A 22,093-nucleotide genomic window follows, 5' to 3' on the forward strand; every position below is an offset into this window, starting at 1 on the left:
ATTAATTTGCCCTTTTTTCTATGAGGATATGTTTATATGGGTCTCGTTTTTGGGACTCTTTTCAATCAAGATAGTTAAAATCACTAGACACACAAGACCGGCTACGAGGAAGATCGGATACCAAGCTTTTGCAAGCAATCCGGCTTCCATAATGGCTATCATCCCAAGAGTGGGGAGGAGCGGCGCGCCATAAGCTTTCCACCAATCCAGCGGGAATTTTTCATAGTAAAAGAATCCAATCATCGCGATCGCAGAGACCGCCCATCCCCCTGTATACATCCACACCGCCAATACCGGGTTATCAGCCGCAATAAAGGGCACGATGGTTATGACGAAAACACCCGCCACGATCATGACCCAGAAGTTTGCTTTCGTCTTCCCGATCCCCGCAAGAATACTACCGCCAAGTCGACCCACAGAGGAGAATAAGACGCCTAGGGCCATCAAACGAATATAGGTCGCAGAGTCTCCTGTCGTAAAGCTTTCTCCGAATAAGAAGCCATTAATTTGATCTGGAAATAAACAGATGATCGCCGTCAGCGGGTATAGAAAGATGTTGTTATACCGGACACAGCTCGTCCCACGGTACTTGCTTTCTTTTAGATCCTGCGAGCTTTCCGCTACAAACGGGAAGGTGACGATCATAAACGCCCAAGTAATAATTCCGATGAATCCCGTTATACGGAACCCATTGGACAAATAACCGACAGCTACAACCGAACTGGAACCGACCATCATGACCAGAAAAGGCTGTTGAAACGCTTTCGCAATGTTCCCTGCCCAGGAGGGCACACCGTACGTCATCATGCTCCGCATCTCTTGAATAGGGAAATTACCGAACCATTTCGGTTTATGCACACGTTCAACTTTCCAACAAATAAAAAGAGCAGTCAGAATCGAACCAACGCCCATCCATACCGATATATTTTCTAGAAGGCTCAACGTGCCTAACGGCAATAAAACCCCGATTACCGTACCTGAGGTGGCAAGGGTTGTGGTGATGACCATGAAGAAAGCCTGGACGCCGAAATCACGATTTCCAGAGAAGGAAGCGACCCCGATATTCACGATTGAGTTGAAAATAAACATGATCGAGCTTAGGATCAAGGCTCCTTTTAGCTCAGGTAGATGATAGAAATGCGATAGCAACGGAGCCAACAAGGCGAGGAGTATTCCGAAAATGACCCCGAATAAGGAGCTCCCCATCAATGCAACGCGAAAATTGGTTTGTACGGCCTCAACCGGCTTCCTAGAAAATGTATAAATCAAAGAGGAGTTAAACCCGACATTGAGAAACAAGGAAGCTAGGCCGAAAATTTGCAATAACAGATTCACTTGACCGAATTGAGTGGGATCGTGCAGCACACGAGCTAGAACGATGCTTCCCACCGTTTGCAGCATTTGATTGATGAAGAGACCTAGCACAATGATGGAAACATTCCGAAGTAAAAAACGCTGTGTATCCGTTAATATGACATTCCGATTCAGCATGGGGGTAGCCCCTTCTCCCGTTTATAGGTCTTGTTATCCAAAGAGTAGCAGACCCTCATGGTGTTGACAACCTAGGAAATGGAAGATAGGGAGAGATATATCAATACACAACAGAAAGGCAGCCGACTCGGCTGCCTTTTCCGCTTATCCTTATTTATGAATCCAAATTAATCCAGCAGAATTATCTTTGGCTTCACCAACGACTTTGAATTTTAATCCATAATTCGGCACGAGGCGACCGGCATCAGGGATTAACGTATTCATATAGCTCTTAGCATCCGAGAATTCCTCAACACCTTGCAAAGATGTATACGTATACTCGCCTCGGGTTGGGTTGTTGATGTACCACGATGGCGTTTGGTCCAAGGAGAAAGCTGCATCTGCTACTTGATACCGTGTCGTTTGCGCGACGGAATCCTGCCCATCTTTCTTGAATACTAAAGCATCCGCGTGAGAATCTACGACACCAAGGAAACCTTGTCCAGGGTGGATACCAACCCAGTTGTCTAAATAACTATCATCTGCGTACCAAACGACAAGTCCAGTGTTGTATTTGACACCTCGGCTAAAAGCAAGTGCTTTATCGGATCCCGCGTAATTTCTCCATTCGAGATAGTAATAGTGCTTCTTAAATTCAATACCATTCGAGACAACAAAGCCGTCCATGTTAAATTGAGGTGTACCTTCGGCATCGTCGGAGAATACGACTTGACCATTTACCGTTAATTTCGCATTATCCATGGCAAAACCATTTAACGCCAGCCCCCCATCGGTGACGTAGTCAAAGTGGAGGGTTACTTTTTTACCAGCGAATTGACTTAAATCATAGGATTTATCTACCCAAGCACCGTTTGTAGATTCTGCTCGAGCATCGCCGTTCGTGTCATTATCACCAATGATATCAAGGGTAACTTGTTCATTATAGGTCGAAGCTGTAACCGTTAAGTAATCATACTCGAACTCCACATCGTAGAGGGTTTTAAAGTCAAATGTAGCTGTTTGTGCTTGGGATAAATCGAACTCAGGTGTTGAGAGCGTGGTATGAAGGTTATCACCCTTCGTGCTGTAATAATACTTAGCTCCGAACGCTGGCTGGATACCTGCAACAGCTTTATCTGGCAAATTCACTTTGACGATACCTGGGTTTTTCGACTTCGTAACACTCTGATCAATGATGGCAGCCTTACCTAATTTCGTAATGTCAGAGGCATTAATTTCAGTTAAATTTGCCCAGTTTCCGCCCATGGTTTTCTGGAAAAACTCTTTATTTTGAGGTGAAAAAGAGCTGGGCATTGTACCTGCAATGTTACCGTTCCAGCTGCCGCCGCTCATGATGGACCAAGAAGCAATGGGCTCCCCTTGTCCGCTATACTGGGTATCATATTCATCCGGTAACCCTAAATCATGGCCGTACTCATGAGCAAATACCCCCACAGCTCCGTCTTCAGGCTGAATCGTGTAATCATAAGCCGCCATTTTGCCGCCCCAATAATCGACCCCCGCCGTTGTGCCAGGAATAGCATACACACCATTCAGCGTCCAACGGTGTGACCAAATGGCATTATCGCCTAATTGTCCGCCCCCTGCTTCTTGACCCGTACCTGCATGAATAATCATAAGGTGGTCAACCAGACCATCGGGTTCATTTTGATTGCCATCGCCATCCAAATCATATTGGTCAAACTTGTCATAATCAGCTAAATTAAGGCCGGAAGCAGCTGCCGCATTCAGAGCGTCCTTCACTAGATCCCGAGGACCCTTGGGGGTTAAATTGTCATGGCCACCAGCAGGGCTGTCATCTCCGTATTGTGCGGCTTGACCTGGAACGGTTAACCAATCTGACACATAGCCATCTACCGTATAGCTGCCACCGGATTGTTCTTCATAGTACTGTTTGAAAGTTTTGATCTTGGAACCATCAAATAACGTGAAATCTTTATTGCCAAACATGAGCTTCTGATAATGATCGCGGTTAAAATCGTTTGCGTACATGAAACCAGGTTCTTGTTTGACATTGTTATGTTTAAAGTCCGAGAATTCCGTCAAAAGAACAAGGACTTTATCTTCACGAACAGGGCCGTTGTAGGCATCTTGTTTGGCCGTTGGAACCGGAATGCCATTGGGTAGACCATTCTTCAAGTCCTGTTGGCCTTTGTTTAACTGCGATAATAGCTTCTCTTTTTGCTTCGCAATGAATTCCTTTGACCTTTTATCAATCTCATCATGCTGCTTGTCTACTTTGGATGGAATGGTTTTAATGTTTTTAGCAGCTACGTAGGATTTGACAGCTTTGGCTATTTGTTCTTGTGTAGCGGTTTTGCTTAAAAGTCCTCTGTCCATCAACCCTTTTGCCAAACGATCATCGTCCACGATATTAAAATCTACCGGTGGCGCTTCAAGTGCCTCTGTGTAGTCGGATCCTGCTGCAATTGCGGATGTAGTAAAAGCACTTGTTGAGAAAAGTCCTGCGGTTAAACTCGTTGCTAGTAAAACTCTAGTAATTTTCGAGGTGTTGTTTTTCAATAGGGAACCTCCTGCAAAATAGAGTATGAAACCAATCCATTTATTTAACCAATGGTATATTTATAATTAAATACTAGATTTGATAACGGGAGTAAGTGCTTTTGGTCCTGCTCAAATTGACCCATATATTTCCTGTTTCGACACGATCACACTGATTTTGTCGTCAGAAAAACAACTAAATTGTCATTAGAGTCATGACTATTTTTAGTCGTTTAATAGAAGTGTGAATGACAAAAAAAGGAAACAATAGGTTTCCTCTCGAAATTGTAACGTAAATGCTCAAATGTTTACTATGAATTAGGAGGAATAAATGGACACACTTCATAGTGACCTACTTGCCACCAAGCAACTTGTCTATACCAAGTGTGAATTTGACTGCTCGAAACCACTTGAAGAAGGGCAAAACGCTGAATATGGGGCTTATCTATTTGATATAAATACAAGGACCGTTAGATTTCGTGTTGCTAAAATTACGCCTACTAAGGTAGGTCAATTTGTGACACTGTGGCAGAGGAGTGGGAATGGAACGACCCAACCGTATGATGTATCAGATCCAGTCGATTTCTTCGTAATTAGTACACGCCAAGGGAATCATTTTGGTCAATTTGTATTTCATAAAAATGTTCTAATACACCACAATATCGTTTCAAATGATGGTAAAGGTGGTAAACGGGGAATACGAGTATATCCGCCTTGGGACAAGCCTACTAGCCAGCAAGCCCAAAAAACGCAGACATGGCAGTTGGCATATTTTCTGGAAATACCTATAAATGAACCAATAGACGTTGTTCGTGCTCGAATGCTTTACGGTTTACAACAATGAGGTTATTAATTTCTATGTGTATGCAAGGAAAAAAGCTAGATAAATGGTTGAGCGAGGAGCATTCCTTGTTTGACTTTTTTTATTTCTTCAAGAAAACGGTGAGAGTGACAGTGAGTTAAGGAGTTTCATCCATGAGGACTGCCTGACACGAAGAAGTGTCGGGTGGTATTTTTATTTTAAAAAATGATTGACAATGAGGATGATAATCATTATCATTTAATCTTGTAGTAAATAATTCCATTAACTAGACTAGATAAAAGATAGGTTGGAGGGGCCATTTCATGCGTAAAATTGTATTAAGGATTCACTTAACGCTCAGCTTAATCTTAGGCCTGTTTGTTGTAGCCACGTGCACATCTGGCAGCCTTCTTATGATTGAGAGCGATGTGGAGGGGTGGTTGCATCCAATCGTCCATAAAGTGACTCCTGGCGAGATCAACATGGCTGCAATTAAGCAGCATACTGACACTACATATCCAGACTATAAGATTGACTCTGTAGAATATCCTGCTAAGGACAACATGTACCATGTTCATCTGTCCAAAACGACGGGGAAAGGTACGCAAACGGTATTTGCAGACCCTGGGACAGGGGAAGTTTTCGGGAAAGTGCAAGAGGGGCGCTTGGAGCCTTTCGTAACCATTTATCAACTGCACCGCTACTTTCTGCTTCTACCTTTGATTGGTAAAACAGGCGCTGCAACCGTGGTAGGCTTGATCGGCGTTGGTATGACTCTGATTCTTGTTACAGGTGTTTACCTATGGTGGCCTGGACTCCGGAAATGGGTATTAGGGTTCAAATTCGTACGTAATCGCGGTAAGTTGATGCAAAACATGAGTTTACATAAGCTAGTGGGGATCATCTCGATACCTGTTCTTCTAGTTCTTACGTTAACGGGTATCATCAATGCCTTCGAGAAACAGATTCCTGGTTGGGTTGGCTTCAAAGCAAGGGAGGAAATTCCAGCGACGGCGCTGCAATCCAGAACAAAGGATGGCAAGACGCTGCCGATGGAGCGTGTCATTGAGGTTGTTAAAGACAAGTATCCGAATAGCAAAATCATAAAAATTACGTTGCCTACAAAAGCAGGCAATTCCTATCTAGTTGGCGTGCAAGAAGGCTTCGCTGCGTCATCAGTAGGCAGCAATAGTACGATTTATGTAGATTCTTATGCGGGTGATGTGCTGTATAAAACAAACCCTGCTCTGGCCATCAACCTGTATAACAGCTGGAGGAAAGGTCTACATTTCGCAACATGGGGCGGCGAAGCAACGAAGCTAATCGCGTTCGTGTTTGGGATGATGCCGCTGGTGCTCATGATCACCGGACTTGCCATTTGGCGTATCAAAGCCAAGGCTCGGAAGCGGAGCAGGAAGCCAGAGACGGCTGGGGCTGTCGTGGCGTAAATGAAGAGCCGCCCATAAGTAGACGAATCTACTTGTGGGCGGCTTATTGTGCATGTAGAGAGAGTTGCCGATGCTTGCCGAATGGCAGCTTTTCAGCGATTAGCGTGCCGGAGAGAAGTCTGCGACGCGCTTTAATATGGTTTCAATTTGCTCCAATGACTCTGCTTCCAGCTCTACATTCACTGCTTTCACGTTCTCTTCGATCTGCTCAGGCTTTGTCGCACCAATCAGGGCGGAGCTTACGCCTGGTTGACGAAGCACCCATGCGAGCGCGAGTTGGGCGAGCGAAATATCCAGCCCTTGAGCAACCTGCTCCAGCTCATGAACGGTCTGCAGAACTTGGTCATTGAGATAGCTGTTGATGACGCCATTCACGGAGTTGTTAGCAGCACGACTATCGGTCGGTAGGGGCTGCCCTAGCTTATATTTGCCAGTCAAAATCCCTTGCGCAAGCGGCGAGAAGACAACTTGGCCAAGTCCTTTTTGCTCCGAGACAGGAAGAACCTCGCGCTCGATATAGCGCTCAAACATATTATAGATCGGCTGATTGGAAATCAGCGGTCGCAAACGCAGGCGTTCAGCAATACTGGCGGCTTCGGTAATTTGAGCACCGTTCCATTCGCTGACGGCGGGGTAAATGATTTTACCTTGCGTGACTAAATCGTCCAGCGCGCGAAGCGTTTCCTCCAGTGGCGTGTTTATGTCATACCGATGACAGAAGTAAATATCGATGTAATCGACACCTAATCGTTTCAAGCTGGCATCACATTGCTCCAAAATGTGTTTGCGGGACAGTCCGCGATCGTTCGGGCCATCGCCCATCGGGAAATAGACCTTCGTAGAGAGCACGTAGCTTGAGCGATCATACCCCTTTAGCGCTGCGCCCATCGCTTTCTCGCCTTCACCGCGATTGTAAGCATTCGCGGTATCGAAGAAATTAATGCCGCTTTCAAAAGCTTTCGCGATACAGGCATCTGCGGCTTTCTGCTCGGCGGCCGTTCCATATGTAAGCCAGCTGCCTAAGGCAATTTCACTGACTTTTAACCCACTGCGTCCCATGTTTCTGTATTTCATCGTCTACCAACCTTCCTCTTATTGTGCTTATTGCTGTAAGTATAAAGGAGGTGGGGGAGGTCGACAAGAAGGCACTAATTGTTCACTTAGTTACGTCGAGTTAAGTAGGATACGGATTGACTGCTCTTACCCCTAACCCAACAACATCACACTCCCCGACAAATAGAAAAACAGCCGTCCCAGGGTGATACCCAGAAAGCGGCTGTTCATACTCACATCACAAACCCAACAGAAACGGCACGACCATATCGGCCACACGCCGATGGCCAGCTTCATTCGGATGCAAGCCATCCGAGGTGAAGTGAGGCAGCGTCAGTTTATTCAGCCCGCTTTGGGCATACAGATTAAGCACAGGCAGCGCATACAGCTGGCCAATCTGCTGAATTGCCTCTACGTAGTCGATAAGACGATGCCCAGCACCATTGACGTAGAAAATGTCGTATTGATCTTTGTCTCGCTGCAGCGGTGTCCATAGACTTAGGCGGCACGTCGGATTCTTCGCCAATATGTCCTCGATTAACGTGGCATATGCGCCATGAAACGTACACACATCCGTACTGCCCAGCTCACCTAGCGGCTTATCCAGACGAAAATCATTCACACCGGCGAAGATGGTGACGCAATCCAACGACGTGTCAATCGTACGCCCAACATGGGTCGTCGCGCCATAATCACGGTCGCCTCCGGCTGTCATGGGACAGCCGCTTTTGCCATAGTTGATTACGCTCGCGAAGCCAAGTGCATCCTGAACTAGCGGTTGATAACCTCCTGCTTCGGTCATGCTGTCACCGAGGGTTCCCCACGTTTTTCCCGTCCATTTGCTTAACATGCTAGCAAGTCACTCCTTCTGTATTAACACTCATCTTCAAAAGTAACAGCGCCGACAGCCACTTCACGATCTGCATCTGCCAGCCCAGGATTATCGCCAAGATAAGCACCCTGTTCAATCAGCTTGCGCTGCAGCTCAGGAATAGACACCTCGCGGAAGCCAACGGCTTCGTAGCTTGCCATCGAAGCAGCAACACCTGCGGCTTCACCCATTGCAAAGCAATTCGGCATCACACGCAATGATCCTTGCACGGGGCGGTCGGAGGATACTGAACGCCCTGCGACGATCAGGTTCGATTTACCTTGCGGAAGCATACAGCGATAGGGCACGCCATGGGATTTTCCTTTTGGCAGATGCTTGATGGTCATCGTTGATCCTGCATTCGCCAAATGGATATCAATAAAGTAGGAATTGCGTGCTATATCGTCCTCGAAGGTACGCATCGATAGGAAATCTTCCACAACGAGCGTATAGTCGCCTTGAATGCGACGTGTTTCGCGAATACCGATCTGGTCGCCGGAATGAACGAGGAAAATGTTCTCGAAGCCAGGCACGTATTTCTTTAAAAAACGGATCTGTGTATCGATCAACTGACGGCCTTGGATCGCAGCGCGCGTTAAATCTTCCGCTTTCGTTCCATCAATATTAAAGATATGGCCAAAGTTAAAGCCAACCACTGAATTTGAAATCCAAGCCATACCTGAGATACGCTTGCGGCCTTCGGGCAGATCACCATTTTGTTGCGCCAAAGTAACAAGGCCTTCTAGCTGCCCATGCTGACCGGTTTCAGCGATAAATTGCTCGAAGCGCTCCTTATCTGCACCGGTCACGACATAGCACATTGTGCCTGGCTGCAGCTCACCGTTTTCACCGCCAACTTGAAACGGAACGCCTGCTAAGGCTGCTAGATCAGCATCTCCCGATGCATCGATGTACAGCTTTGCTTGCACAACCGAGCGGCCGGATTTATTGCTAATGACAAGTCCGCTGATGCGATCACCATCAAGAAGCACCTGATCCGCAACGGTGTGGAACAGAACTTGCGCTCCGCTGGCTAGAACTTCGGCATCATAAACGCGTTTGAGCGTTTCCACATCGATGGGCACCCAGTCTAGCAATTTTTCATAACGGTTAAGAAAATCTTCCCCAGCCGCATGCTTCATTTTCTCTAGCAAATCCAGACCGATGCCTCGGATGACTGGTTTTTCTCCATCTGTGTAGGGGCAAAATGCAGGTACAAGTGCAGCAGTTCCCATGCCGCCCAGATAACCACGCTGCTCAATCAAGAGTGTGCTGGCACCATTGCGTGCTGCAGCAATCGCAGCTGCGATACCTGTGGCACCGCCGCCTACAACGACGACATCAGGGGTGTGACTAACGGAAATCTGTTGCGCAGGTATCGTAACGGTCAAGGTGCTTGTAGTAGAATTTGCTTGCTTATTATTCATGCGGATCATCCTCCTAGTGGGTAGACCGCAGCCCGTATAAGCTGCAGATGCTTCTCGCTTTAGCTTACGTTGACTGCCTTTGGTTTCATTATAGAGGGCTGCTCGTGGGGAACTAGTTTAATTTTTGTTTCATCAAAAAAGTAAGCGTGATATAGTGAAAGCGAATCATATAATATCCTTTATTTCATATCATCCATTTCACAGCACCTTTGGAGGTGTTACTCCCATGCCCACCCGCAAATCAGTCACCCTAAAAACCATCGCAAGTGAACTCGGCTTAACCGTGCAAACCGTGAACAAAGCGCTGAAGGGCAAGCACGGCATGTCGGAAGCGACCCGCCAGCACATTGTCCAAACAGCCGAGAAACTCGGCTATTATACAATGGATCAGATCCGCAGCCTGCGGCTGGATCATATTGCGCCGTATCCGAATGAACGGATGCGGTTCCTGCTCGTACAGACAGCAGAATCCGTGTCGTATAACCGTCTGCTGCTGCAAGGACTGCAAGACCGCTTCTTCTCCTTCGGGCATCGCATTGAACTGCTCATGCTGCCGCAGCGTATGAAACCAGAGAAGATGGCTGATTGGCTGGAACAAGAAGGAGTTCTGTATGCGGAAGGTGTTTTCATTGCGCCAAGCATACTGCCCAAGGAGTGGGAAACGGCGTTATTTAACCTTCCCATGCCTCGCATTCTGCTAAGTTTTCCACCATCGGGTGTGAAAATTGATAGTGTCATCTGGGATGTATACGAAGCGACTTGTCAGGCTGTAGCCTATCTGCGAAGTCACGGACATGAACGTATCATGTACGTCGGTGATATCCAGCTGCAGCGAGGCTCTATTCTGCGATGGCAGGCTTTCAACTATGCAATGCAAGCATCGGGCATCACAATTACATCATCCGAGCATTGCATCGGCCCACGAGACGAACAAACACTGTGGCGCAAGGAGCTCGCCAACCAAATCGCACAGCGTACACCCAGTGCCATCATTTGCGGCATTGATCATGAAGTTCCTATCGTCCATGACGTTTGCAAGGAACTTAACTTACGAATCCCAGACGATATCTCCTTAGTCGGCTTTCTGAATGAACAACCCAATACGCTGCCCGAATACACACGTCCGCTTCTGCCTATCGCCCAAACGGGATACCGTGCTGCGGATCGGATGCTGTGGCGAATTGCCAATCCCACATTGCCTTATGAGCATATTCGCATTCAAGGCGAATTCCATGTAGGCCTTACAACGGCGGCGATCTCAACTTAAGCCAACTTCCGATCTGGACCATAAGATTCCACCTGAAATCATAAGATCCTCCTATGTCTGTGGCCTTTCTTCCAAGCTATAATAAAGAGAACTGCTAAGATGGGGAGGCCGATACCAGATGTATAAACTTGTCATTGTGGACGATGAACCGACAGTTCGTTACGGGTTAAGTAATTATTTTGACTGGCAGGCCTATGGGATCGTGGTTGTAGGCGAGGCGGATGATGGTGACTTCGGGCTCGAGGTGATTGAGCGTGTGAAGCCGGATATTGTCCTAACGGACGTGAGAATGCCCAATATGGATGGGATTCAGATGTCCAACCGATTAAGTGAACAGTTTCCTCATATCAAAATTGTGTTCGTCAGCGGTCATGATGATGCTGAATACTTGAAATCTGCGCTGAAAGTTAAAGCGATTGATTATATGTTTAAGCCCGTAAATCTAGGGGAGCTAGGGATCGTTATCGAGCGATTGGTAAGCTCTCTCAATGCGGAGCAGCAAGAACGTAAACTGATTGAAGATATGCAGGTCAAGCTCATTCAGAGCATGCCTTTGCTGCGAGAGAAATTCCTTATGTCTCTGATTCGGGAAGGCGTTATTTACCCATCGCGTGTGCAGGATCGGATCGATTTCCTTGGTTTGAACCTTCCGATGGAGGGAGCGTATTGGGTCATTGCCATTCGTATCGATGACGTAACCGAAGTAGCGCAAACCCGCTCCGAGAGAGACCAGCAGCTGCTATCTTACTCCGTTCTGAATATTGTGCAAGAGCTGATTGAACGTGATATAGGCGGCTATGTGTTTGAGAATCAAATCGGCGAATTCGTAGGCATCCTTCGTATGGCCCAGGAAGATGATCAGGAAAGCTTATTGTTCACCTTGGCGGAGGAAGTGCGTGAAAGCCTTCATAACTATTTGAAAATCAGTGTAACGATCGGTGTAGGTGAGCGGATTTCTAAACTTGCCAGCCTGCCGCAATCGTATTCACAAGCGAAGGAAGCGGCAGACCAACGATGGTTTCTGGGTAAAAATCAGATCATTTCCATGGATAATTTGGAACAAGATGAGGAAAGCGTGTATCGTTTCGACTTCTCGCAGCAAGAGCGGATGGTCTCGTCCCTGAAGTCTGCAGATACCATAAAAGTGCAGGAAGATTTACACGAGGTGTACAATGCACTTTCACGTAACCGGACAGATGGCATTGCTTATGGACGAAATATCAGTCTGCAACTGCTGCTTCTAGCCAGTCGTATTTTACTTGAACTACACATTCAGAAGCAGGATCTCGAAAGTAAAGAAAACGAGCTTATGGCGAAAGTGTTTCAGCAAGAAACATTAGACGCCTTACGCGGTCTTGTTGAGGCTCATTTGCTTGAGGTATGTGTACGCATTAGTGAGAAGCGGAATGGCAAATCCAAAAATGTCATTGAACGCACGCGAGCTATCATCGATAAGCGATATGCAGAGAACTTGCAAGTGGGCGATATCGCGACGGAAGTATTCTTGTCAACGACGTATTTGTGCCTGCTTTTTAAACAAGAAACCGGTGAAACCATTAACGAATATATGACCAAAGTTCGTGTGGATCAGGCGAAAGCGCTATTGAAGGACCCCGCCAATAAGTTTTATGAGGTATGCTTTGCGGTTGGCTATTCGGATCCTAGTTACTTTAGCAAAATATTTAAGAAATATACGGGATATACGCCGAGCTCCTTCCGCGAGCAAGTCATGTAAAGAGAGTAGGGCTCATCATGCATTTCAAGAACAGAAGCTGGACGTTTATTACGATGATTTTCAAAAGCGTTCTTGCAGCTAGGCTTTGGTTGATCGCCTATATTGTGTTAATTCTAATTCCAGCTTCCATTTTTCTATATGCTTATTCCCAGCGATACTCGCACATTCTGGAAGAAGAAGTGACGCGTTCCATGCTTCAAACACTGAAGCAAGCTGAAATTAATTTGGATCATCAGTTCGACTCCTTACGTGATAGGTCGAACACGCTGTTTTTGAATCCGAAGCTGCTGCAATATTTAAGTAATTCAACCTCCTACAGTGAGCAAATTGATGCTTTGAAGGAATTGCGATACTTAATTGATAATGGTCAAACGAATACGAATGTGTTCCGTTTTCGATTATATGTAGATGAGAAGAAGCTATTTTCCCATGAGAAAATAAACTTCTTCCCCATTGAAACGCTCAAAACGCGTCCGTGGTATACGGAAGTCGAGAATGCAGGTGGCCATCTCATTTGGACGGGTGTGTATCGAGAGAGCTTTATCGATAGAGAGGATACCTATATTTTCTCGGGGATTCGACTCCTCCGGGATCCAGATCATTACGATAACTTATCAGGATTCTTGTCCGTAGATGTGGATGCCAAAACGCTTGAAAGCATGGTTTCAAGTATCTCTTTGAATAAAGACCAGAAAGTCTTCATGGTTGCTCCCGATGGAACCATCGTGTTTCACAATGATAAATCATTACTCGGGACGAAGTTGAAATCAGATGCGATTCTAGAAGCGATTGCTGGAAAAAAGGAAGGCGTATCTCCGATTGTGGAAGACAATAATCAGCAGTATGTCGTGTATACAACCGTCGACGCCACTGGATGGAAGCTAGTAGCCGAAGTACCTAAGAAGGGAATCAGCTCACGCGCTGCCTCGTTAAATCAATTCTCCAGCGTGGCAACCTTAACGGGTGTGACGGTGTTGTTCCTTATCCTCGTGTTTATTTTATTAGCGTTTATTGTTCGGGGGATGAATCGCAGGATACAGACTGTCATTCGCGTCATAAAAAGGGAAGGTGTAGCAGGGCTGGACGAGAGATCAAATGCACGGGAAGGAGACTTTAATCTCCTTGAGAAAAGCGTTGACCATCTCATTCATCGTGTCAGAGATCTTATGGAAGAAACGTACAGATCTAAGGTCCAGGAAAGGGAGGCGCAGCTCAGTGCCTTGCAGGCCCAGATCAATCCGCATTTTCTATACAATACATTGGATACGATTAATTGGATAGCTATCGGACATAAGGCACACGATATTAGCCAAATGATTGATGGCCTAGCTCGGTATTTCCGGCTAAGCTTGAACAAAGGGAGGGATGTTGTAACCGTTTCAGATGAGCTGGAGCTGGCGAAGGTGTATCTGGAAATTCAACAGACGCGTTTCCCGAAGAGCTTTGAGTTCGTGGTCGAACTAGAGGACCCCATAGAAACAGAGGATGAAAGGGGTTCTCGCGCTTCCATATCGTCTTATGTCATCCCGAAGCTTACCTTGCAGCCCATCGTAGAAAATGCCCTCCTTCACGGCATACGGAAGTCCAAAGGGAAGACTGGTAAAATTACGATTCGCGCTTCTAGAGAGGGGGATGACCTGCTCTTATCAGTGACCGATGATGGCATTGGTATGGATCCTGAATGGGCTCAAAGTTTGCTGATTGAACCAAGGCCATCCATGCGAACCGATGGCTCTGGCAGCTCCTATGGATTATACAATGTGAATGAGCGGATTAAATTGTTTTCGGGAGATGCCTACGGATTAAGCATACAATCACAGCTAGGGGAAGGCACGACAATCACAGCACGATTCCAATGCCAAACGAAGACAACAGAATCTAGCAGTTAGCACACAGAGTGTTCCTTGATTGATGAGGAATACTCTTTTCTTTTGCCCAAACACCATAAAATAGTACCAGAAACACAAAGATCACCATCTACAGATAGTCGGTCAGCCTCCCTTATAATACATATATAACAACTTGGAGGTGAACGGCGATATGAGTGTCACAGCAACTGAAGTGAAACAACGTGTCGAAACAGCGAAGGTCAGCAAGAACAGGTGGAAACTGTTTCGCACAAATATAGATCTTTACGTTTTGCTTATTCCTGGACTGATATTCCTGCTTCTTTTCAAATACACGCCCATGTATGGGATTATCATTGCGTTTATGGATTTCAATATTTTCGACGGCTTTACGGGAAGTAAATGGGTAGGTTTGGCGCAATTCTCGAAATTGATCCATTCGGAAGAATTTATGCAAGTGTTTATCAACACGCTCTTAATTAGCTTGTACAAGCTTGTGCTGCTCTTTCCGGTCCCTATTATTATTGCGTTGCTGCTGAATGAAGTACGTAGGAGCTGGTTCAAACGTACGATCCAAACGATTATTTTCTTGCCGCATTTCTTATCTTGGGTTATTATTTCCGGTTTATTCCTGACCATCCTTTCCCCGAGCGGCGGTTTAGTCAATAATGTGATTCAGTTTTTCGGTGGAACACCGATTTCATTTTTCCTAGACAATCATTATTTCCGAAGTGTACTTGTGTTTACGGCAGGTTGGAAAGAATCCGGTTGGAACACGATTATCTTCATTGCAGCGATTGCGGGTATTGAGCAAGAACAATATGAAGCAGCATCCATTGATGGGGCTGGGCGGATTCGCCAGATGATGCACATTACCCTCCCGGGTATCGTGCCTACGATCATCCTCATTCTTGTCTTGCGTCTCGGTTACTTGCTTGAAGCGGGTACAGAACAAATTTTGACCATGTATAATTCGGTTGTTTATCAGTCTGGTGATGTTATCGGAACATACGTTTATCGAATAGGTCTTGGGCAACAAGATTATAGCTTTAGTACAGCAGTAGGTTTGTTCAATTCCGTAATTGGATTTCTCTTGATCGTGTTGGGTAATGAGCTCAGCAAAAAAGTGGTCAAGCGAAGCATTTGGTAGGAGGTGCAGCTATGAAAAAGAAAACATTCGGCGATTGGTCCTTGGATGTCTGTGTATATGCTGCCTTGTTCTTGTCAGGTGTGCTTACACTTTTACCCATGCTCAATGTGCTATCGAAAGCATTAAGCGAAGAATCCGCTGTCATATCGGGTAAGGTCGGTATTCTGCCTGTAGGTTTTCAGCTGGAAACAATGGAATATGTGGTATCTTCTAGTCAGTTTTTACATTCAATCTCAGTTTCTCTTATTGTTATGGTTGTGGGGACAGTTCTTGCCATTATGTTGACGGCTTTAACGGCCTATCCGCTGTCCAAGAAGCATCTGCCAGGAATACCATTTATCTTGATCATGTTCATTTTCACGATGCTGTTTAACGGTGGAATCATTCCGAATTACTTACTTATGAAGGAACTCCATCTTATTAATAGTTTGTGGTCCTTAATGCTGCCAGCACTGATTAGTGTGTTCAATCTGTTGGTGATTAAGAGTTATTATGAATCTTTACCTGAAGCGTTAGAGGAGTCAGCCAAGATGGATGGCGCCCGCAATTTCACGATTCTGTTTCGTATCATTCTTCCGCTCAGTACGCCGGTTATTGCCACAATCGCGCTATTCTATGCGGTGTATTTCTGGAATGATTACTTTCATCCTATGCTGTATATTTCTAAAGCAAGTCTAAAGCCATTGCAATTATATCTACGTGATATTGTCATGGATGCAGACAGCTCAACGGCTTTGAATAAAAGCGTCGATGACATGATGAATATATCGCCAGAAGGTATTCGCTCAGCCACTGTCATTGCCTCTATTATCCCGATGCTGCTTGTGTACCCGTTCCTCCAAAAGCATTTCGTCAAAGGTGTTCTGATCGGTTCCGTGAAAGGCTAGTGCTGCGTTAACGCCTTAGATGTTCACATCAATGGCTTAATGATATGATTAAATAATGAACTAGGGAGGTTTATGTATGTTGAAAAAACACAAAAAGCTGATGCTAGTTTCGCTTACAGCTTGCTTGTCCGCTTCATCGCTCGTGGCTTGTTCCTCAGGTGACACGAAATCAAGTAGCTCGGCCGTGCCTGCAGCTTCAACTGCGGCATCAGCAGCCCCAACGGCTGCAGCGGTTAAGCCAGAGCTCAAATCCCTGCAGATTTGGCAAAAGGATGACTACAACACGTATCCTGTAGCTACATTTTTGGAAAAGGCAACGGGTTATAAGGTTCAATACGATATGCTCCCTCAAGATAAACCGCAAGATAAGCTGAATATCCTAATCGCTTCCGGTGAGCCGTATGATGCGGTTACGATTTTAGGATCAACGGATTTTAAAGCGTTGTATTCCGATTATGCCAAAAAAGGAGCACTCGTCGATCTTGGACCGCTTATTGATAAATATGGCCCGAACATTAAAGCTGCTGTTGATCCAGAAGCACTAGAAGCAGCGAAGATCGATGGGAAGCTGTTTGCGATTCCGACGAAAAGCATCCCTACCGTTTCTACAGACTTGTACATTCGTCAGGATTGGCTGGATAAAGTGGGTCTCAAAATGCCAACAACGCTTGATGAACTAGTGACTGTATTGAAAGCGTTTAAAGAGAAAGATCCAGGTGGGAATGGCGATGCGAATATTCCTTTAACGGTTGGCGGAGACTCGTCGTTTATAGCGAATATTGTTGGGGCGTTTGGTCTGCCGAATTTCTGGAACGATGTCAATGGCAAATTAACGCCTCGTGTATTGGACCCAGCGTTTAAGGATTATGCAACGTTTGTAGCTGATTTATTTAAACAAGGCTTAATTGATAAAGAGTTTGCTGCCAATAAGGCAGCAACGACCAAAGAGAAATTTACAAGCGGCAAAGCCGGTATTCTTATGATGAACTGGTCGGATGTACCAGTGATTGCGGATGCCTTAACGAAAAATATCCCAACTGCGAAAGCGACCTTTATTCCTGCATTGAAAGGTAAGGATGGTAAAGCAGGCTTGTCCGCTTCCAAAGGCTTTGACCGTATTACGTTCATACCAAAGGCTTCCAAGCATCCAGAAGATGCGATTAAATGGATGAACGCGAAGCTGGAGAAAGAAACATTTAAAACCATGGCAATCGGGGAAGAAAATAAGCATTATTCGTTCAAAGATGGCGCTTATACACCGATTCAACCCATTTTTACAGATGAGCGTAATGCAGCGAACAACTTCTTAACAGGAACAGACGATAAGAACTATCCAACTTACTGGCAAGCACGTGTTCGTAAAGATATGCGTTTATTTGATGGCTGGAATCTCATGAACGGATTGGCTCCAGCTTCGACAAAAATAACGGATGAATTAGGGTATGCGCCATATATGGCTGAATTCTCGAAAAATTTCCAACAATTGAACACATTGTCCAACGATTACACAACGAAGCTGATCTTCGGTGCTGAGCCAATTTCAGGCCTAGATGCGTTCATTACGAAATTTAAAACATCAGGCGGAGATGCCAGCTTCAAGGAAGTAAACGACTGGTATGCAAAAGTGAAAAAATAAGGTAGACCCAACAACTCAAGAGGAGAACTCGTTTGCAAACCTATGCTGCGTTGAGCTTCTCTTGAGCTGTGTCTGGGATCGGATTTTCCTAACTGTATGACTCGATTTTTGGAAATTAGGGAGGAAATCAACCATGTCAACAAATGACATTCTTACATCAAGCAAGGTCATCACTCGTCATCCACATAACCCGATTCTAACAGCTGCCGATGTTCCCTACGCGCCTGCACTCGTATTTAACGCAGGAGTTACGAAGTTTCAAGGTCAGTATGTCATGATGTTCCGCAATGATTATGGGAATAGCCACCGATTACATTTCCTTAACGGCACAACCGCTCTCCTATGAATTTGAAACTATCCAGTCACCGTTTCCTCCGGAGCATCATCTTCGAATGGATCTGATTCGGCTGCCAGCGGTGGCGCATTGAGCTATGGTAACTTTAGCGGCGTAGGAGATTGGATGCAATATACCGTAAAACAGGAATTTCCATAGACAGTGTTGATTTATTTGAGCTAAACGAAGCTTTTGCTTCGCAGTCATTAGCCGTTGGCCGGGAGTTGGGCATTGTTCGCGAGAAATTAAATGTCAACGGTGGATCGATTGCTCTTGGACATCCAATCGGTGCCAGCGGTGCCTGTATTTTGGTTACGCTGCTGCACGAGTTGGAGAAGAGAGATGGCAAAATGGGTGTGGCAGCGTTATGTATCGGCGGCGGACAAGGCGTTGCTATGTTGGTGGAGCGAGGTTAAGAACGCCAGGCAACTTGCCTGCCAAGTGGCATGTCTCCCTTAAGGATTGGCCTCGCAGGCAGTGAGCAGAAAGCTTGCTATTACAAGGCCTCACGACCCGATAATGTATCGAAGAGAAGAACTGCACCCTGATTTGTATCACAAACCAATAGATAACCGCTGGGTAATTTCACCGGCGGTTTTTTTACATAACCCTGTACACGTTAGTTACTGGGCTTCTTTTTATTAGCCCCGTCTCCCCTGTTTCAGCATATGTTTGATCTCATTCGCAATAATCTTTACCCCCGCGTCGATTCGCTCCTCCGATACCCTGGTTATGCTCAAATTAATGAGCGGCATGGGATCGAAGCCAGGTGAATAATACGGTGCTAGGTTCTGAATAACCACCTGTTTCTTTCGTAATCGTTCCAGCAAAAGAGGGATCGGCATATGAGCAGGCAGCTTAATATGTGTATGCACACCTGATTGAAGCGGAGTGCCCATCACATAGCTATCATCACCGTTGATGACAAGTGATTTATGCAATTGCAGTAGTCTCCTCGAATAGGCATCCCTGATTTTGCGCTTTCGCCTTTCAAACATGCCGCTTTGGAGGTATATTTCCAAGGCAGCCTGTGAAAGCATAGGACTATCTATATCCGATACCTTTTTGAACGTGCGGAATGTGGCATCAAGATATGGAGGGAGCACAGCGACCCCAACCCGAAGCCCGGGGAATAGAATCTTAGCGTAGCTTTTCAAATAAATGACGTGGGAAGAATCATAGGCATATATCGGATCTGATTTCGAATCCTGTTCCAAATCAGCCAAATAATCGTCTTCAACAACATATACATCATATCGTTTCGCCAGCTTGGCGATCGCTTTTTTGGTCATCTCTGAATAAGAGCTCCCAAGTGGATTATGAAAGCGAGGCATCGTATAGAAGAATTTAATATCCTCTGTTCGGAAGAGATGCTCTAACTCATCTAAATCGATGCCTTCCGCAGATCTGGCAATGCCATGAACGGGAATCTGATAGCTCGCTAAAAGTTGAATAAATAAATGATAACTTGGCTGCTCAATCAGAACACCATGTTTTTTATTTGGAAAAGGCATCAGAGCCAAGATCGATAGAGCTTGCTGCACACCAGAAGTAATATGAATGTGATCGGGTTTCGTGAACACCTGATAGTTGGCCAGATGCTTACTCAATAGCTTCAATAACGAAGGCAGCCCTTGCGGTGTGCCGTAGGTGAACAGTTCATTTTTGTACATATCAAAGGCTTTATCCACACAATGTTTAAAATCCAAATAAGGAAATAAGTCAGGATCGGGAGCAGCGGAGGAGAAGTCAAAGACCCTATTTTCAGCTAAGTCTAGAGCTCCTGCTCTATGTTGAACAGCGTAATAGCCGCTTTGTGGAATGGAATAAATGAGATGACGACTTTCCAGAATAGCCAGGGCTCTAATCACAGTGCTCTTCGTACATGCATAGCTTAGGGACAAGTCTCTAATAGAAGGAAGCTTTTGCCCAGCTTTGATATGACCTCGTTCAAGCTGTTGTTCGATGGCATTCACGATAAGGAAATATTTATACATGGATGGTCATACCTCCGATCTTCTCCTGCTAATTGTACCGGTACAGTTGCTCCGTAAAAGGATTGTTGAGCCTCCCTAACCGTATTATGCTGATATCAGGCAACGAGTCAATTAAACGTACCATACATAGGATAGGAGTGGGAAGATATGAACCCTCGAAAAGGACTTAAACTCGCATATGCGTTAGCTGTGCTTAATGCGGCCATCATTGGATTCTCATTTTTATTTGCCAAAATCGCGCTGGACTACGCGCAACCTCTCGATACACTCATGTATCGATTTGCTGCGTCGTTCATTGGATTATCAATTCCCGTTGCACTTGGTTTCGTTAAACTGAACTATCGGGGCAAGCCGATTGGCAAAGCCATAATTCTCTCAGCTATGTATCCCCTGGGCTTCTTCACATTACAAGCGTACGGTCTAGAGCATACAACTGCTGCAGAAGCGGGGATTCTTTATGCATTTACGCCAATCGTCACTACGATCTGTGCATCGATTTTTTTGAAGGAAGCCACGAATGTCGGTCAAAAGCTCTCCATTTTCTGCTCCGTGTTCGGTGTAATATTTATCTTTCTGATGAAAGGAAGCGGGTTAGACATTGCCAACATAATGGGAATATCCTTACTAATCTTGACCTGTGTCTCATTTGCTGGTTATAGCGTGATGGCGCGTTCCTTATCTAAACAGTTTAGCCCAGCTGAGATTAGCTATATGATGCTGAGCACAGGATTTGGGGTGTTTTTGATCTCTTCCTTGCTCACCCACAAGATATCGGGATCATTTGAGGCTCTTCTTACACCGCTGTCTCAGCCGCACTTTCTCGTGTCCATTCTATTCTTGGGCTTGGTGTCTTCCTTGGTTACTGCTTTGTCGTCTTCTTATGTCTTGTCCAAAATCGCTGCGTCCCAGATGAGCGTTTTCACAAATCTATCTACCATTGTAACGATTGCCGCGGGCGCGATGTTCTTAGGTGAACAAGTAACTGTTTATCACATCGTAGGTTCTCTATGGATTGTTGCAGGCGTGCTAGGTACCCAGTATTATGAGGGACGTACCAAAGCAGTTCCTAAGTTAAGTAGGCATGTCTGATTTCAAAATAACCGGAGTCGTAGCAGGCGGCGGATGCGTATAAATTATTTTCGAATTGGAAAAATAAAACATTGCTATGCATCTGCCGTCCATGCTATATTAGCAATCCGGCCGCAAGACAGACAGGCTGCCAACGAAAAAAGGATTAAAAATAAAGCTTGCATTTAAAAAATGAACATGGTATATTACTTCTCGCTGCTTTGGTAACACGGCAGTGAGCGAAAGAAATTGATCTTTGAAAACTGAACAACGAGTGAGTAAGCACGAACGAGAAATCGTTCAAAAAAAGAGATTGCAAAATCTCGCTAGCAACGCAAATGAGCAATTAAGCTTTCAGATATACGGACAAGCAATTGTCCACTATTATGGAGAGTTTGATCCTGGCTCAGGACGAACGCTGGCGGCGTGCCTAATACATGCAAGTCGAGCGGGTTTATCCTTCGGGATAAGCTAGCGGCGGACGGGTGAGTAACACGTAGGTAACCTGCCTTTAAGACTGGGATAACTATCGGAAACGATAGCTAAGACCGGATAACTGGTTTTCTCGCATGAGAGAA

The 22,093-nt window shown here is 45.5% G+C and carries 16 protein-coding genes, 1 rRNA gene and 1 pseudogene; 12 read left to right on the plus strand and 6 right to left on the minus strand.

What is annotated here, in order from left to right:
- Positions 1 to 18: 18 nt before the first annotated feature.
- Together AC58P7_RS26970 and AC58P7_RS26975 are read right to left on the minus strand one after the other, a co-directional pair.
- Positions 19 to 1,491, minus strand: coding sequence for an oligosaccharide flippase family protein (locus AC58P7_RS26970; RefSeq protein ID WP_497348522.1), 1,473 nt, complete (start codon positions 1,489 to 1,491; stop codon positions 19 to 21).
- A 150-nt stretch (positions 1,492 to 1,641) separates the two neighbouring features.
- Positions 1,642 to 4,014 (minus strand): immune inhibitor A domain-containing protein, encoded by a 2,373-nt coding sequence (locus tag AC58P7_RS26975; RefSeq protein WP_497348524.1) that lies wholly within the window; start codon positions 4,012 to 4,014, stop codon positions 1,642 to 1,644.
- Positions 4,015 to 4,324: 310 nt separating this feature from the next.
- On the opposite strand from AC58P7_RS26975, the gene AC58P7_RS26980 reads away from it, so the two are divergent.
- Both AC58P7_RS26980 and AC58P7_RS26985 read left to right on the plus strand, forming a co-directional pair.
- Positions 4,325 to 4,837, plus strand: a complete 513-nt coding sequence (locus AC58P7_RS26980) for a MepB family protein (protein WP_497348526.1) — start codon at positions 4,325 to 4,327, stop codon at positions 4,835 to 4,837.
- Between the two features lie 281 nt (positions 4,838 to 5,118).
- A complete protein-coding gene (locus AC58P7_RS26985; protein ID WP_497348528.1) occupies positions 5,119 to 6,243 on the plus strand; it encodes a PepSY-associated TM helix domain-containing protein in 1,125 nt (374 codons plus the stop codon).
- Between the two features lie 99 nt (positions 6,244 to 6,342).
- Here the strand turns inward: AC58P7_RS26985 and AC58P7_RS26990 are convergent, their stop codons facing one another.
- The 3 genes from AC58P7_RS26990 to AC58P7_RS27000 form a co-directional block, all read right to left on the minus strand.
- Positions 6,343 to 7,317 (minus strand): aldo/keto reductase family protein, encoded by a 975-nt coding sequence (locus AC58P7_RS26990; protein ID WP_497348530.1) that lies wholly within the window; start codon positions 7,315 to 7,317, stop codon positions 6,343 to 6,345.
- A gap of 217 nt (positions 7,318 to 7,534) precedes the next feature.
- Complete coding sequence (locus AC58P7_RS26995) at positions 7,535 to 8,146, minus strand: SGNH/GDSL hydrolase family protein (protein WP_497348532.1); 612 nt, start codon at positions 8,144 to 8,146, stop codon at positions 7,535 to 7,537.
- Positions 8,147 to 8,169: 23 nt separating this feature from the next.
- Entirely contained in the window at positions 8,170 to 9,594 is a 1,425-nt protein-coding gene (locus AC58P7_RS27000; protein WP_497348534.1) for an FAD-dependent oxidoreductase, read from the minus strand.
- 226 nt (positions 9,595 to 9,820) lie between these two features.
- Here AC58P7_RS27000 and AC58P7_RS27005 point away from each other — a divergent pair, with 226 nt between their 5' ends.
- The 8 genes and pseudogenes from AC58P7_RS27005 to AC58P7_RS27040 all read left to right on the plus strand — a co-directional run.
- On the plus strand, positions 9,821 to 10,861 hold the full coding sequence (locus tag AC58P7_RS27005) for a LacI family DNA-binding transcriptional regulator (RefSeq protein ID WP_497348536.1): 1,041 nt from the start codon (positions 9,821 to 9,823) through the stop codon (positions 10,859 to 10,861).
- 118 nt (positions 10,862 to 10,979) lie between these two features.
- Entirely contained in the window at positions 10,980 to 12,596 is a 1,617-nt protein-coding gene (locus AC58P7_RS27010; protein WP_497348538.1) for a response regulator, read from the plus strand.
- A 17-nt stretch (positions 12,597 to 12,613) separates the two neighbouring features.
- Complete coding sequence (locus AC58P7_RS27015) at positions 12,614 to 14,485, plus strand: sensor histidine kinase (protein ID WP_497348540.1); 1,872 nt, start codon at positions 12,614 to 12,616, stop codon at positions 14,483 to 14,485.
- Positions 14,486 to 14,636: 151 nt separating this feature from the next.
- Positions 14,637 to 15,593, plus strand: a complete 957-nt coding sequence (locus AC58P7_RS27020; RefSeq protein WP_497348542.1) for an ABC transporter permease — start codon at positions 14,637 to 14,639, stop codon at positions 15,591 to 15,593.
- Between the two features lie 11 nt (positions 15,594 to 15,604).
- Positions 15,605 to 16,480 (plus strand): carbohydrate ABC transporter permease, encoded by an 876-nt coding sequence (locus tag AC58P7_RS27025; RefSeq protein WP_497348544.1) that lies wholly within the window; start codon positions 15,605 to 15,607, stop codon positions 16,478 to 16,480.
- A gap of 76 nt (positions 16,481 to 16,556) precedes the next feature.
- A complete protein-coding gene (locus tag AC58P7_RS27030; protein ID WP_497348546.1) occupies positions 16,557 to 18,116 on the plus strand; it encodes an extracellular solute-binding protein in 1,560 nt (519 codons plus the stop codon).
- Between the two features lie 133 nt (positions 18,117 to 18,249).
- On the plus strand, positions 18,250 to 18,462 hold the full coding sequence (locus tag AC58P7_RS27035) for a hypothetical protein (protein ID WP_497348548.1): 213 nt from the start codon (positions 18,250 to 18,252) through the stop codon (positions 18,460 to 18,462).
- Positions 18,463 to 18,593: 131 nt separating this feature from the next.
- A pseudogene (locus AC58P7_RS27040) lies at positions 18,594 to 18,866 on the plus strand (acetyl-CoA C-acyltransferase); the annotation flags it as partial.
- A 225-nt stretch (positions 18,867 to 19,091) separates the two neighbouring features.
- On the opposite strand, the gene AC58P7_RS27045 reads toward AC58P7_RS27040, so the two are convergent.
- Complete coding sequence (locus AC58P7_RS27045; protein WP_497348550.1) at positions 19,092 to 20,447, minus strand: aminotransferase-like domain-containing protein; 1,356 nt, start codon at positions 20,445 to 20,447, stop codon at positions 19,092 to 19,094.
- A 147-nt stretch (positions 20,448 to 20,594) separates the two neighbouring features.
- On the opposite strand from AC58P7_RS27045, the gene AC58P7_RS27050 reads away from it, so the two are divergent.
- Both AC58P7_RS27050 and AC58P7_RS27055 read left to right on the plus strand, forming a co-directional pair.
- Positions 20,595 to 21,536, plus strand: a complete 942-nt coding sequence (locus AC58P7_RS27050; RefSeq protein ID WP_497348552.1) for a DMT family transporter — start codon at positions 20,595 to 20,597, stop codon at positions 21,534 to 21,536.
- Between the two features lie 362 nt (positions 21,537 to 21,898).
- A 16S ribosomal RNA gene (locus tag AC58P7_RS27055) occupies positions 21,899 to 22,093 on the plus strand; the annotation flags it as partial.

This window comes from Paenibacillus sp. J22FR5, assembly GCF_059691975.1.